Origin of the sequence: Paenibacillus sp. 598K (assembly GCF_003851045.1) — a bacterium.
Classification (GTDB): Bacteria; Bacillota; Bacilli; order Paenibacillales; family Paenibacillaceae; genus Paenibacillus_D.
On record NZ_BFBX01000037.1, the window covers coordinates 19,667 to 33,488 of the forward strand.

Consider the following 13,822-nt stretch of genomic DNA (forward strand, 5'->3'; position numbering starts at 1 on the left):
GTGGCGGGAGTGTTCAAGGCCTGCCTCTTCTTACTCTTCCGTCAGAAATTGCATCAACAGCTCCAATTGCTTGGTCATGTCTCCGTCGTCTTGGCCATCCGGCCCTAAAGCGATCAACAGGTCTTCGCGGACATGCGGATAGTGCTGCGCATGTTCAATTTTTGCACAGATGGCGGACAGGGCGGTGCGGATGCCCTTGCGCAGTTCAGCCCGGTAATCCTCCTCCGGGTGCATCTCCGGCATAATAAGCTCCCGGCATTCCCATACATGCGGCAAGGTTCTCGCCAATTGCATGGCATTCTCTTGATCCTCCCGCTTCAAGTAAAGGAAGCAGAGATTGGCTCTCGTGGTGCTGCGGACCTTCTCGTTCGTACTGTTTGCAAGGACACGCTCTGACAAGGCAATCGCTTCGCTCCTCCTTGCGAAGCTCATCCATGCCCATGGTCCATTCTCAGCTTGCGCAGCTTTTCTCGCAAGCGAATTTGCATTCTTGTCCACGGCTCTTTATGGGTTGAAATTGGTGCTAAGGAAAGGATACGCCATGCAACCCGTTTCCACCATATCTCATGATGTGAGTTAAAATCAACCAAAGTGTGAGTCCGTCCGCATTCAAGAACCGATATGGATCACGGATTTCGTGTAGTAAAATGAAGACGGCTGCCCGAGGATAGAGTGCATGGAGCATTATAATGTGAAGTGGGAGCCACATTTACGAGTAATGCGGTTGTTTTTTCTCAGCTGCAGGGCGTTGGTTATTCGCAATCATTTCCCCGAACGGGCTGATAAAGGTCTGTTCATCCTGCTGATTCGGGTTGGGCTTCAATAACGGAAACAACAGTTCAGCCGTCCTATAAGCTTCTTCTAAGTGAGGATAGCCAGATAGAATGAACGTTTCTATGCCTAGATCCGCATATTCCTTTATTCTAGCGGCAACATTTTCTGCACTTCCGACCAAGGCTGTTCCTGCACCTCCACGCACAAGTCCGATACCTGCCCATAGATTAGGGCTGATCTCCAGTTTTGAACGATCTCCATTATGCAGCGAGGCCATACGTTTCTGTCCCTCAGAATCCATTCGCTTAAAAATCTGTTGCGCAGAAGCAATGGTTTGCTCGTCTAGATGACTAATTAATTCGTCGGCTGCCTGCCAAGCTTCTTCTTCCGTTTTTCGTACAATGATGTGTAGACGGATGCCAAATTTAAGCGAACGTCCTTTGGCTGCGGCCAGCTTGCGTAAGGTATTGATTTTTTCTTCCACTTGCGCCGGAGGTTCCCCCCATGTCAAGTAGACATCGACATGTTCAGCCGCAACTTCGTGTCCAGCATCAGATGAACCTCCAAAATAAAGGGGGGGATAGGGCTTTTGGATGGTCGGATAAAGCACTGTACCGCCTTCGATTTGAAGATGGGTCCCTTGATGATCTACATGCTCGCCTTCTAATTGTTTGCGCCAAATACTTAAAAACTCATCCGTAAGTTTGTAGCGTTCATCATGATCTAGAAACAAGCCATCGCCTCTTAATTCAACGGGATCGCCGCCTGTCACGACATTAATGAGAAGCCGTCCCTTTGAAAAACGGTCCAGTGTAGCGGTCATCCGTGCTGCAAGTGTAGGGGAGACCAAGCCTGGGCGAACCGCCACTAAAAACTTTAGCTTCTCTGTAACAGGTACCAGTGAAGAAGCAACGATCCACGGATCCTCGCACGATTTGCCCGTCGGGAGCAGCACACCTTGAAAGCCTAATTCATCTGCGGCCTGGGCGATTTGTTTGCAATAGGAATAGCTGACGGATCTTGCTCCATCACGGGTTCCCAAATAACGGCCGTCTCCGTGAGTGGGTATAAACCAAAATAGTTCCATGTTTATGGCACGTCCTTTCTTAACCAAGAATGGATATTAGTACACGTCTTTGCTGGATTCTTTTATTAGCTTCCATATCGGATCGGTAAGGCTCTCTTTTTCGAATTTCACATACTGATTGGCATAGGCCCGTACCGGGTCACCGGCATAGAAGCGTTCATACAATTCGTGGCGTGAACCAAGAGGGCTTCCGATTAAATCCCACCCCAACTTGAAAAGTTGTACCTTTTTCTCGGCGCTAACGGCAGCCCCTTCGAAATACAAATGCATTTGATTGGATATTGGACCATAGAAGTCTTCCATTCCAGAAGGAGTTTGAACGAATCCGCCACCGCCTACCTGCTGCAAGATCTCTATAGCTCTCGGGTAATACTTTGTCCCGATATTTCTGGCTGTATCGATATAAGATAGCTCGGGTACGAGTACCCCGGATTTATCTGGTTTGGCCATCGTTTCGGAGGCGATTACCAATGCTTTCATCACATCAATCTGGGTAATTAATTCTCCCAGCTTCTCTTGTATGTGCAAATACCCCTGTACACCAATCGATTCAGCCACAGCGAAGGCGACTCCAGTAACGAATTCTAGCTTTGATACATAGCGGACCACAGTCTGATGAAAAGCGAGCGAATTTGCCGTTTTGTTCGCCCGAAGCTTCAGCACGGTTTCCGAATTGCCATAGAGAAGAACTCTTTCCCATGGAATAAAGACATCATCAAAAAAGAGGACTGCATCCATTTCCTCATATCGCGAACTAAGAATATGATTTTGCGCACGATGATCGGCAAATGATTCTCTGCAAACGATATTCAGGCCTTCAGAATTGGCAGGAACAATTAACACGTGTGCGTGTTTATGGTCCTTCTCTTCAAAGTTTAGGAAAGAGAAAATAATAAAATCATGGGTATAGGGGGCGCCAGTCGCAATCATTTTGGCTCCCCGAACAATAATGCCTTCACTTGTTTCCTTCACGACATGCAAGAAGCGCTCGTTGATTCTACTATCCTCCAACCCGTTGGAACGATCGATCTGAGGATCTAATATGGCGGTAGTCAGGAAGAGATCTTTATCTCTCGCTTCTTCGTAGTACGCCGTAATTTTTGACTCAAAATGCGGATCAAGCTTCCCGATTTCCTCACGTGCTGCGTACCAGCCCGTAATCATTGATCGGCCATAGTCGGACAACCTACTCATCATGCCGTGAGTTTCTCTGGACCAAAGGTCAAAGCTAGTTCTTCGTTTGTCCAAATCCTGGGACGAGTAAGGCACCAGGAAGGAGCCATGAACATACTTTTTGCCCCCTGGGGGTACGAAACCGATGCTCTCCCGTATGCCCGGCTCATCCAGCATATTGAATAATCGGGAAATGGTCTTTAGTGTCCCGCTAAATGCTGGGTGTTGAGGTAAATGGTCGACCAATCCCCCGTCCAGCCATACCTTCCTCCCGTCATCAAGGCTTTGAATAAACTGTTCTCCTCGCAAATGCTTGCTCAACTCCTTATGAAGAAATAATTTGATAAACCCCATTGTAAAACTGGGGATTGTATGTTTATCATTATAGCTACATTCTATTTTCTAGCAATCGACAATAATTTGAGTAATGTCTGAAAAACAACACTTACACAATATGTGTTGGAAAACGGGCGTTTAAGCCACGGTTAGTAGTAAAATGAGTGATTTCAACCAATTCATAAAGGAGGAATGGAACATGGCTGCTGATTCCGCTGCGCAAGACCGTCGGATTAGTCGAACACGTCAGATGATTCAAAACTCAATGGTTGAACTAATTCTGGAAAAGGGCTTTGAAAAAATATCTGTGAAAGACATTGCTGATCACGCAAATGTTAATCGTTCCACCTTTTATGCACACTATCAGGATAAATTCGAACTGCTGGATACAGTGATTGAAGAAAAACTACACGTATTGTCCGATTCATTGCGCAATGTCAGTCACCAGTTTTTGAGCACTCGATTGAGGTTCGACGAGCCAGATCCGTTTCTATCCGTACTGTTTGCACACATATCGGGAAGTTTGAAATTTTATGAGGTGATGTTTGTACATCTCGAGCAGGATGTCTTTACGATTAAGATGCAAAAGGTGATTCGGGATGCATTGTATGAACGAATCTCCGGTCTAAAAATGGAACAGAGGCTATCCGTTCCACTTGATCTTGTCTTGGATTATGCAAGCTTCGCTGTCATGGGCGTAGCGCAAAGCTGGCTGAAAAATAATACGGTATACACTCCGCATCATATGGCCCTTCAGTTAACACGACTTTCTTCACTTGGCATATACAAAGCAATCGGGGTTGAATAAGGACTCGATTTTATTTCCAACAAACAGGCACCAAAGTGTTGGATATGCTTCAATTCATCTGAGATTGTTTGTTGAATTTCAAAATTCTCATCGGTATAATAGCACTAACAATACAAAGCCCACTGGTTTAGTTGGAATTGTGCATGGTGCTTGTATTTTAGTCGACTGGATCGCCAGAGACAGACTATCGCTATTAATGGACACCCATGTGCTCATTGATTCGAATTAGTCTGTTTTTTATTTGCAATACAAAAACAAATTTATGAAATGGAGAGGTGAAGCCTAATGTCTTTGAAATTCGCTTATTGGGTTCCAAACGTAAGCGGTGGGTTAGTCATTTCCAAAATTCCACAGAACACAGGCTGGACTTTTGAGGATAATGCTAGATACGCCCAAATCGCAGAACATGTCGGATTTGAGTTTGCGTTGCTGCAAACGCGCTTTATCGCCAGTTATGGCGCGGAGAACCAATTGGAAGCAATAGCCTTGGCATCTGCCTTGGCAACAGTTACAACGAAGCTCAAGTTGATCGCTGCTGTTCTTCCAGGATTATGGCATCCAGGTCCGATTGCTAAGGCGATTTCGACAATCGACCAGATCAGTAAGGGACGCGCTGCCATCAATATCGTAAGCGGCTGGTTTAAAGGTGAGTTTCATGGCTTTGGTGAGCCGTGGCTGGATCACAATGAGCGGTACCGACGTTCAGAGGAGTTTATTCGCGTTCTCAAACAGCTATGGACGGAGGAATCAACGGACTTCCGCGGGGATTTTTACAGAATTAATGGTGCTCCGCATAAACCAAAACCTAACGTAATACCGCCTGTATTCCAAGGGGGAAATTCAGCCGCCGCACGTGAGATGGCCTCGAGAGTATCAGACTGGTATTTCATGAATGGCAATACAATCGAAGGGTTCCGTACTCAAATAGAGGAAGTATCCGGACTGGCTGCCACTCATCATCGTAAACTGAATTTCGGCGTTAATGCGTTTGTCATCGTTAGGGATACGGAGGAAGAAGCGCGTCAGGTCCTGCGCGACATTATAAGTCATGCCGATCCCGAGGCTGTTGAGGGCTTCCGCAGCCAAGTTCAATTTGCCGGCAAGGCCTCTCCGGAAAGGGAAGGGATGTGGGCAAACTCCAACTTCGAGGATTTGGTACAGTACAACGATGGATTCAAGACCGGTCTGATCGGAACAGCTGAACAAGTTGCTGATCGCATCATCGAATTAAAGAAAATAGGTGTCGATCTGATCCTTACAGGTTTTCTTCATTATGATGAGGATATCCAGGCTTTCGGAGAGAAGGTCATTCCGTTGGTAAGGGAGAAGGAAGCGGCCCTCCGCAGCCTTTCTGTATGAATAGAAAAAGGTGATTCATCGTAACGAATGAGTTGTTAGCAACGCTCGAAAATAAAATGAAACAAGGAGAGATCAACCATGAGCATTAATCTTGAAAATACAAGCGCACCAACGAACTACGAGAGCCTGCGGGTCGAAATCCGAGACATTGTAGATAAGATTATTAAGCCTAGAGCAGAAGCAACCGACCGTGAAGGCACCTTTCCTAGATTAAACCTTCAGGCACTCGCGGAAGCTGGTTGGAACGGCGTCTTGATCCCTGAACGCTGGGGAGGACGGGGGTTGGATCATGTCGCATTTGCGATAGCGGCAGAGGAAATAGGGAAGGGATGCCCATCCACTTCGCTTGTTTATGTTATGCATGTCGGAGCCGTTCAAACGATCGCGTTATATGGGAATGATGATCAAAAAGAACGCTGGTTGAAGCCGGTGCGAAGCGGATCGGTTGGTACGTATTCAACGAGCGAAAGAGCATCCGGTGGCCATTGGTGGTTTAACTTCAGCGAGGCTTCGCGCGATGGAGAGGATTATATCCTCAATGCTGAAAAGTCGTTCACGACAAGCTCTGGACAGGCGGATTTCTACGTCTTCCAAACGAGGACGCCTGGTGCACAGACGCCTACGGACGTAAGCTTTTTCATCGTCGATAGCAAACTTCCCGGCATTACGTCGGGTGTCTGGGATGCGCTTGGTGTGCGCGGCAATCACAGCGGTCCCATTAAATACGAAGGAGTAAGAGTTGCCCCTCAAGATAAATTAGGGACGGAAGGACAAGGACGTGAAATTTTAGAGAGCGGGGTATCTCCCGTGTACTTGATCGGACTCGGTTCTACTTGGCTAGGCGTGGCGGAGGCAGCGCTCGAAGCGGCAACTGAATACGTTAAAGGCATGGTTCACCGCGATTTCAATAAACGCTTGGCGGATTATCAAATTATCCGTCAGCAGCTGGCTGAAGTAAAAATACTCGTTGAAAGCCTGAAGCCGTGGCAAATCTCCCTAGCTAAACAATTGGATGAACTGCAGGCACAGGGGCGGCCGCAGGTGGAACTCTTGCTTCCCCTTGTTGAATTCAAGATTCATGCAGCTGAGGTTGCGAATAAAGCGACAAAAGCTGCACTTGATGTTACTGGGGGGTACGGATATAAAAAAGGCGTATTTGAACGACTATTCCGCGACGCACGTGCAGGAATCGCCATGGGGCCATCCAACAATATTGCCCGGGAATGGATCGGTAAAGCACTAGTCGGCCTGCCGCTTGAACTGTGGCATGAAGGAGGGGACTAAGCGAGAGCTGCTCATCCCTGCGACTGCGTGATTGCGTATAAGGACAGAATCGTCTCGGCATAGCAGCTGCAGCCGTCACAGCTTCTTATTCCGCTTCCGCCGAGGCGATTTTTCTTTTGTATTCGGTGGGATAAATGCCGACAAGCTTATGAAAGACGTTCGAGAAATATTGAAGGTTGCTGAAGCCGACCGCAGCAGCGATTTCCCCCATTTTCAGGTGGGATTCCTCCAGCAGCCGCTTCGATTGCTCGATGCGCATGCGGTTGAGATATACGGAGAACATGTCCCCCGTCGTCCTGCGGAAAAGCTGGCCTAGATAGGCAGCGTTAAGGTTGAAGATGTCAGAGAGCGTCTTGAGGGACATCTCCTCCGCGTAGTTCCGATCGATGTAATCGATCAGCTTCAACACCGTAGGATGAGCGGCCTCCGTCTCGCGGGCACTTGCGCTTCCGAAATCTTCCTCTGTCCGGAATGCCTCTCTGTAGCTCGTTGCCACGGAGCGGTAGCCGTTGACGACCGGACCGAGCACGACGGAGACGTCCAGCTTCAAGTATCGTTTCACATTGGAGGAGCAGGCTTCCAGCCTCTCCTCCAGCTTGTCTCCGTCCATGCTTTCTACGGCGTTCCACCCGAACAGTAGAATCGGCTCCCCGTGCAAGCTCCGAAACGCAATACAGTCTCCAAAGCCGTTCATCGTTTCCTCGAAGACGTTCAGAATGGCCGAAGCCATCAGCCCGGAGGTGGCTTCGCCGTCCCGAGGCGGCGGCTCCTGAGTTACTCTGACGACCCGATAGTGCTCGAAAGAAAGGTCGATCCCGAGAAAATCTGCGCGGCTGGTCAACTCGTCGTGTCCAATGCGGTCGGCGACCCAACGGAAGAGGATGTTTTCTTTGACGATGCTGTAATTCTGCCGGTGATGAATCGAGAGCTGGATTTCGTGATCCAGCTTTTCGATGGTATTCAGTAAAGTGCTGGACAGCTCTTCTTCTTCGAGCGGCTTAAGTAAATAGTTTTCCACACCGTATACAATGGCCTTCTTCACAAGCTCGAATTCGTCATAGCCGCTAAGGACGATAAACTTGACGTTTAAGCCTCGCTTCTTCGTCTCGCGTATCAATTCCAATCCGTCTGTGACCGGCATCTTAATATCGGTGATGACGATGTGAATCCCATTTTGCTCCAGCGCGCGAAGCGCTTCGGCGCCGTTGCCGGCCATGGCGACGATCTCCGCCCCGTGCTCCTCCCAATCGATGACATATTGCAAGCCGTCGAGAATAAGCGGCTCGTCATCCACGATTAAAACCTTGTACATAATCCCGAAGCGCCTCCTTCGACCGGGCCGCAACGGTTACCGGGACTTCGGTTCCGCGACCCTTTTCGCTCATGATGTGTATCCCGCACTCGTCTCCAAAGATCAGTTTAATCCTCGCTTCAACGTTAAGCAGACCGATGCTTCCTGTACCGTAAACTCGCGGTTGCCGGAGCTGTTCCGCAATGGAGGCCAGCTTGTCTTCGTCGATGCCTTCTCCGTTGTCCGTCACGGAAATGACGATGGAGTCGCCGATCTGGCGACCGCGTACGGTAATGAGATTCCGCGATTTGCCCAGATCAATTCCGTGCGCGATCGAATTTTCGATAATCGGCTGCAACATGTGTCGGAATACGCCGAAATCGAGAATTTCTTCTTCCACGTCGAATTCGATTTCGAGCCGGCCTTGGAAGCGGATGTAGTACAGCTCTAGCAAGGACTGGCAGTAGTTCATCTCCTCGCGCACCGTGACGATCATCTCTTCTTTAATGCTGCTGCGAAACAGCTTGGCCAAAATCTTGATCATCTGACCGACTTCCGCGTCTCCCGATTTTAGCGCCTTCATCCGGATTGCTTCCAAAGTGTTATATAGAAAATGCGGATTGATCTGCGATTGCAGGGCGTATAGCTCGGCGGTTTTCTGTTTTAGCTCCGAATCCTTCCGACGCAGCTCCAGCACGAACTCCCGCTTGATATACTCGTCCAATTGCTCGCTCATCTGATTCAGATTTCTAGAGATGATGCCTACTTCGTCATAGTGTTCATTGACCGGTATGGCGGTCAGATTGCCTTTGCGAATTTCTTTGATACGAGATAGCACGTCTTTCAATCGCTTGGAGAAATGCCTCGTGCTCAGAACCGCCAGTACGATCGTAACCAGGAGACAGATCGAAGCGGCGATCAGCATCATTCGGGTAATGTTGCGGATGCCTTGATTGAGCTCGCCAAGCGGAATGATCCCTACGGTGACGAAGCGAAATTCGTCGTCTTTGGCCACGTTGACGATCGCTTCCCGTCCCTCGATGATCCGTCTGTCCGACGATTCCTGCACGAGATCCCAATAAGGGAAAGACTGATTGTAATATTTGCCCGAAGAATCGTAGACGACCTCGCCCTCCGTCGTCAGTACAAGCTGCGTTCCGATCAAATACTTGCGGTAAGGCTCGTAGGCGCGACGGAACGATTCCGTATCGTAGATAAGCAGCATGTATCCCGAATAGTCCGAAGGATCGTCAGGGAATCGAATATAGTCGTAGACGGCATAGACGGTGAGCGGATCGCTTCCACGGGAGCCGTTGAATGCGGGAAGAACGTACGTTTTTCTGGCATTAATATCGGCCGTGGTTCTTTCCGTCAAAGCTTGGCGAACGTGATCGACATAGTCGCTCAGCTTCATACCCGCGGAGTATCGCGTTGCGCTCATCTCATAGTCGAAGCTCCGATTCATCATGACCATATCCAGTATATTGGCATCGCTGGAGAGGACGGTATCCATCATATAACGATTGACGTAGGCGGCCTTCTCGCGCATATCGGCCGTCATCTGATCCGGATGCGCTTGAGGGCTCTCGTCGGCAAAGGCATCGTAGACCGAGTCCTTCTTGTCCGAACCGTTAAGGACGTATAGATTCGTCATCCGATTTTTCAGATTGCGGTTCTGCTTGTGGAAGTGATCTCCGACCAGTTGAAGCACCTGATTGTTGTAGGTGATCGCTTGCTCCTTCAGCAGCCCGGTAATATTGGTGACGATAATGAAGATGAGAATGCTTACGGTAAGGACGATAATAACGGAATACAGGAGTAGAAGCTTGTTAAAAAAGCGATTTCGAATGTAATTGTTAAAGAAGGACCGCATCGTGAACCCGCCCTTCGTGTCTGTCGTGATGTGGCTTCTAGCAGTAGGAATTTGACGAAGAGATGCCGATTCCTGCCGCGGATTCGGCTTATCTATAGTTTTTATTACAGATTTGCAATCTTTACAATTGAGAACGTATTCGGGCGTGCCCTATGATGTGAACTATAGAAAGGAGCGCCTTGGATGAACAAGACACAGAGAGCCGGCATGCTGCTGCTCATACTTCCCTTCGTCGCACTCGTAGTCGTTTTTAATTATTTGCCGCTGTTCGGCTGGTCGTATGCCTTCGTCGATTACAGCCCGGGAGTTCCGCTGATGGAGCAGCATTTCGTCGGCTTTAAGTACTTCCGGATTATTTTCGAGGGAGGCAACGATTTCGCGATCGTCATGCGCAACACGCTCGTCATGAGCTTGCTGGGCCTTCTGACATCGCCGCTTCCGATGATTTTTGCAATTGCGTTGGCGGAGGTTCGTGGAAAGTGGCTATCCAAATGGATCCAGACGGTGACGGCGATTCCCCATTTTATTTCCTGGGTGCTGGTGTACTCGATTTTCTTTACGTTCTTCTCGCTGGAGGACGGGGTCGTCAATAAGCTGCTGATGGACATGGGGCTGATCGAGACCGGGACGAATATTCTCGGCAGCGACGGCTACGCCTGGTTTTTCCAACTGATGGTGGCAACCTGGAAAGGAACGGGATGGGGAGCGATCATTTATTTGGCCGCCATCGCGGGCATCGACCAGGAGCTGTATCAGGCCGCCGATATCGACGGAGCGGGACGGTTTCAGAAAATCTGGTTCATTACCGTTCCCGGCCTGATGCCTACTTATTTCGTCTTGCTGCTGCTGGCCATCTCGGGCATACTGAGCAACGGCTTCGAGCAGTACTACGTCTTCCAGAATCCGCTGAACATCGACAAGCTGGAAGTGCTAGACACCTATATTTACACGCTTGGAATCGCTCGGGCCGAGTATGCGTTCTCGACCGCGATCGGCGTCTTCAAGTCCATCGTGAGCATCGTCCTGCTGCTGTCTGCCAACTGGCTGTCCCAAGCGATTCGGAAGCAAAGCATCATATGAGGGAGTCCCAGCGAAAGGAGAATACCGCCCTATGAACAAGAGCTGGAGAGAATATTTATTCCAATTCGCCAACTCGGGCACGCTTCTGATCTTTGCGTTCCTGTGCGTCTACCCGTTTTATTTTATCATCATCAATTCGTTGAGCCATCCAGCGGAAATCGCCAAGGGCATCTATTTCTTTCCAAGGGAGATTACGTTGTCCTCCTATGAACAATTGATGCAAATTCCGACGATCTTCCAGAGCATCTTCATTTCCGTAGCCCGGACGGTCATCGGAACGATCATCACTGTGTTTTGCAGTGCCTTCGTCGGTTACATGGTGACCAAGAAAGAGCTGCCGTTGCGCAGCTTCATCTATCGACTAATTATTATTACGATGTTTTTTAGCCCGGGGTTGATTCCCTGGTACATGCTGATGAAGACGCTGTATTTAAAAAACAATTTTTTGTTGTACGTCCTGCCCGGAGCGGTATCGGCTTTCTTCATCATTCTGGTGAAAACGTACATCGAATCTCTTCCAGCTACACTAGAGGAATCCGCGCAGATTGACGGGGCCGGCATTCTGACGATTTTCTTCAAAATCATCTTCCCGCTGTCGATGCCGATTATCGCCTGTATCGCCGTCTTCACCGCTGTCGGGCAATGGAACTCCTGGGCGGACAATTTCTACCTTGTGACGGACAGCAATTTGAACACGCTGCAATATTTGCTGTATACAAATCTCAAATCGAATATGGCGGACATCATGCGGACAAGCGCCTCCGGGACGACGCTGGGCGCCGATCTGGCGAGCACGGGCCGGGTGACGCCGATGTCGATCCGGTACGCGATCACGGTCATTACGGTCATTCCCGTCATGCTGATCTATCCGTTCATGCAGAAGTATTTTGTCAAAGGTATTATGCTGGGCGCAATCAAAGGCTAAGTTGAACATCTCCGGCTCTTCGCTGGAGTTGTCATATAAACAGAATGAGAGGGGTATTGGAATGAGGACAAAGGTGACAAAGGGAGCTGCAGCGGCGCTTGCGCTGATGCTCTTGTTCGGCTGCTCGAACAGCAACGGCAATAGCGGCGGCAGCTCCGGCTCCGGCGAGTCCGGGGCGGGAGGAGAGAAGCGGCAGGAGGTCTTCAAAATCAAGGTGGCCGCCAGTATCGCGGCTGCGGAGCCGAATGGGGTCATGCAAAATCCGGTCGCGAAAACGATCGAGAAAGAGCTTGGCATTCAGATGGACATGACGGCGGTCGGAGCCGATTTTGGAGAAAAGCTCAACGCGATGATCGCGAGCAACGATCTTCCGGACCTATTCTGGGTTCCGGATCCGGACAAGCAAATTCCAATGATGGTCAAGGCCAACCAACTGTACGAGTTGGACGATCTGCTGGCTCAGTACGGCGATAATATCACCTCCGATCCGAGCGGCAAGGCGATGATCGAGCTGAATAAGAAGACGTTAAGCCCGGACGGCAAGCTGTACACGATCGGCATGCTGAGAGGGGCGACGACCGGAGGCAATCAGCCGCTCGGCGCGAACTTCATCCGCTGGGACCTCTACAAGCAGCTCGGCTATCCTAAGCTGGAAAACTTCGATACGGACCTGCTCGATGTGTTGAGCGAGATGCAGAAGCTGGAGCCGAAAAACAAAGACGGGCAGAAGGTGTATGCGATCGGCGGCTGGTTCGCGGACGGTATGGGCTGGGGTGACTGGCCGATCACCTACACGCTGTCGTTTACGGAAGGCAAAGGCTATCTGACGAGCGATCGGACGGTCTATTACGATCTGGCCACGAACGAGATTTCTCCGCACAACGACCTGAAGGACAAGAACGGTATGTTCTGGCGTTCGCTAAAGTTCTATAACAAAGCGAATCAGATGGGCATTCTCGATCCGGAGTCGTTCACGCAGAAGTCCGACAAGTACGAGGAAAAAGTAAAGTCGGGCCGTTATCTATACAACGTGCCGGGCTGGCTTGTTACCGATATCAACAGCCACTTCGAGAAGGCGGGAACGCCGGAGAAAGGCATGGTGGCGCTGCCGCCGATGAATACCGACGCGTTCATGTTGATCAATAACTTGGCTTCGGGAGGACGGACATTCGCAATTTCGAAGAACGCGAAGAACCCGGAGAAGGCGATGGAACTGCTCAACTGGCTATCTTCCTACGAGAACGCCCGTACCGTCTGGAACGGGCCAGAGGGAGAGAACTGGAACATGGAGGACGGCAAGCCCGTTCCGACCGATGACTACTTGCAGCAAAGCTCCAGCGATCTGGCCTTCAACAAGCGGACGGGCGCGCTAATGTATCACCACTTCGTCGGCTTCGGCAGCGGGACGGTCGATCCGAAGACCGGTGTGCCGGTTAACCTGTTCGAGTGGTCGGACAAGGCGGTCAGCCGCCAGCTGAAGCCGGTTCACCAAGATATGCTGGAGCACTACAAGGCCGACAGTCTGTTCGATCTCTATTCGTCCAAAGTCAAAGTGTATCAGGAGAATGCGCTGTACCGTCTCGGAGAGCTGCCTGAGCATTTGAAAACGCAAGGAACGAATCTTCAGAACTATACGTTCAAAAATATTTTCAATCTCATTCTGGCGAAGGACGACACAGAGTTCGACAAGCTGCAAAACGATTTCATCGCCGGGCTGGACGACTTCAAGGTCGACGATATTTTCGCTTACTGGCACGGCAAGGCGGTCGAGCAGCAGCAAGAGCTTGCGCCGATCTTCGAGCTTCTGAAACAACAATAATCAGACCTAGTAC

The 13,822-nt window shown here is 49.9% G+C and carries 11 protein-coding genes; 6 read left to right on the forward strand and 5 right to left on the reverse strand.

Going from position 1 to position 13,822, the window contains the following annotated elements; genetic code table 11:
* Positions 1–30 precede the first annotated feature (30 nt).
* The 3 genes from PA598K_RS13250 to PA598K_RS13260 all read right to left on the reverse strand — a co-directional run bounded on the left by PA598K_RS13250 (position 31) and on the right by PA598K_RS13260 (position 3,388).
* Positions 31–294 (reverse strand): hypothetical protein, encoded by a 264-nt coding sequence (locus tag PA598K_RS13250; RefSeq protein WP_128657430.1) that lies wholly within the window; start codon positions 292–294, stop codon positions 31–33.
* A 415-nt stretch (positions 295–709) separates the two neighbouring features.
* Positions 710–1,861 carry an FMNH2-dependent alkanesulfonate monooxygenase gene (gene ssuD, locus PA598K_RS13255; protein ID WP_128657431.1) on the reverse strand — a complete coding sequence of 384 codons (1,152 nt, stop codon included), beginning with the start codon at positions 1,859–1,861 and terminating at the stop codon, positions 710–712.
* A gap of 36 nt (positions 1,862–1,897) precedes the next feature.
* Positions 1,898–3,388, reverse strand: a complete 1,491-nt coding sequence (locus PA598K_RS13260) for a 4-hydroxyphenylacetate 3-hydroxylase family protein (protein ID WP_185601913.1) — start codon at positions 3,386–3,388, stop codon at positions 1,898–1,900.
* 181 nt (positions 3,389–3,569) lie between these two features.
* Between PA598K_RS13260 and PA598K_RS13265 the strand changes: the two genes are divergently transcribed.
* The 3 genes from PA598K_RS13265 to PA598K_RS13275 all read left to right on the forward strand — a co-directional run bounded on the left by PA598K_RS13265 (position 3,570) and on the right by PA598K_RS13275 (position 6,821).
* Positions 3,570–4,178 (forward strand): TetR/AcrR family transcriptional regulator, encoded by a 609-nt coding sequence (locus PA598K_RS13265; RefSeq protein ID WP_185601915.1) that lies wholly within the window; start codon positions 3,570–3,572, stop codon positions 4,176–4,178.
* A 285-nt stretch (positions 4,179–4,463) separates the two neighbouring features.
* Positions 4,464–5,537, forward strand: coding sequence for a dimethylsulfone monooxygenase SfnG (gene sfnG, locus PA598K_RS13270; protein ID WP_128657434.1), 1,074 nt, complete (start codon positions 4,464–4,466; stop codon positions 5,535–5,537).
* Positions 5,538–5,615: 78 nt separating this feature from the next.
* The gene (locus PA598K_RS13275; protein ID WP_128657435.1) at positions 5,616–6,821 is read left to right on the forward strand and encodes an acyl-CoA dehydrogenase family protein; all 1,206 of its coding nucleotides are present in this window, start codon (positions 5,616–5,618) and stop codon (positions 6,819–6,821) included.
* Positions 6,822–6,906: 85 nt separating this feature from the next.
* Here the strand turns inward: PA598K_RS13275 and PA598K_RS13280 are convergent, their stop codons facing one another.
* Together PA598K_RS13280 and PA598K_RS13285 are read right to left on the reverse strand one after the other, a co-directional pair.
* Positions 6,907–8,133: a response regulator gene (locus PA598K_RS13280; RefSeq protein ID WP_128657436.1), complete on the reverse strand. Its 1,227-nt coding sequence runs from the start codon at positions 8,131–8,133 to the stop codon at positions 6,907–6,909.
* A complete protein-coding gene (locus tag PA598K_RS13285) occupies positions 8,108–9,985 on the reverse strand; it encodes a sensor histidine kinase (protein WP_128657437.1) in 1,878 nt (625 codons plus the stop codon). The genes PA598K_RS13280 and PA598K_RS13285 overlap by 26 nt, the downstream gene beginning before the upstream one ends.
* Positions 9,986–10,168: 183 nt before the next feature.
* On the opposite strand from PA598K_RS13285, the gene PA598K_RS13290 reads away from it, so the two are divergent.
* The 3 genes from PA598K_RS13290 (at position 10,169) to PA598K_RS13300 (ending at position 13,809) form a co-directional block, all read left to right on the forward strand.
* Entirely contained in the window at positions 10,169–11,065 is an 897-nt protein-coding gene (locus tag PA598K_RS13290; protein ID WP_128657438.1) for an ABC transporter permease, read from the forward strand.
* 31 nt (positions 11,066–11,096) lie between these two features.
* Positions 11,097–11,990, forward strand: a complete 894-nt coding sequence (locus PA598K_RS13295; protein ID WP_128657439.1) for a carbohydrate ABC transporter permease — start codon at positions 11,097–11,099, stop codon at positions 11,988–11,990.
* Positions 11,991–12,051: 61 nt separating this feature from the next.
* Positions 12,052–13,809, forward strand: coding sequence for an extracellular solute-binding protein (locus PA598K_RS13300; RefSeq protein ID WP_128657440.1), 1,758 nt, complete (start codon positions 12,052–12,054; stop codon positions 13,807–13,809).
* Positions 13,810–13,822: the final 13 nt, after the last annotated feature.

Excerpts from the sequence above, each read along its gene's own strand:
- PA598K_RS13300 (WP_128657440.1), top strand. The coding sequence starts at position 12,052 with ATGAGGACAAAGGTGACAAAGGGAGCTGCAGCGGCGCTTGCGCTGATG.
- PA598K_RS13260 (WP_185601913.1), bottom strand. The coding sequence starts at position 3,388 with ATGGGGTTTATCAAATTATTTCTTCATAAGGAGTTGAGCAAGCATTTG.
- PA598K_RS13265 (WP_185601915.1), top strand. The coding sequence starts at position 3,570 with ATGGCTGCTGATTCCGCTGCGCAAGACCGTCGGATTAGTCGAACACGT.
- PA598K_RS13285 (WP_128657437.1), bottom strand. The coding sequence starts at position 9,985 with ATGCGGTCCTTCTTTAACAATTACATTCGAAATCGCTTTTTTAACAAG.
- PA598K_RS13275 (WP_128657435.1), top strand. The coding sequence starts at position 5,616 with ATGAGCATTAATCTTGAAAATACAAGCGCACCAACGAACTACGAGAGC.
- sfnG (WP_128657434.1), top strand. The coding sequence starts at position 4,464 with ATGTCTTTGAAATTCGCTTATTGGGTTCCAAACGTAAGCGGTGGGTTA.
- PA598K_RS13250 (WP_128657430.1), bottom strand. The coding sequence starts at position 294 with ATGCAATTGGCGAGAACCTTGCCGCATGTATGGGAATGCCGGGAGCTT.
- PA598K_RS13295 (WP_128657439.1), top strand. The coding sequence starts at position 11,097 with ATGAACAAGAGCTGGAGAGAATATTTATTCCAATTCGCCAACTCGGGC.
- PA598K_RS13290 (WP_128657438.1), top strand. The coding sequence starts at position 10,169 with ATGAACAAGACACAGAGAGCCGGCATGCTGCTGCTCATACTTCCCTTC.
- ssuD (WP_128657431.1), bottom strand. The coding sequence starts at position 1,861 with ATGGAACTATTTTGGTTTATACCCACTCACGGAGACGGCCGTTATTTG.
- PA598K_RS13280 (WP_128657436.1), bottom strand. The coding sequence starts at position 8,133 with ATGTACAAGGTTTTAATCGTGGATGACGAGCCGCTTATTCTCGACGGC.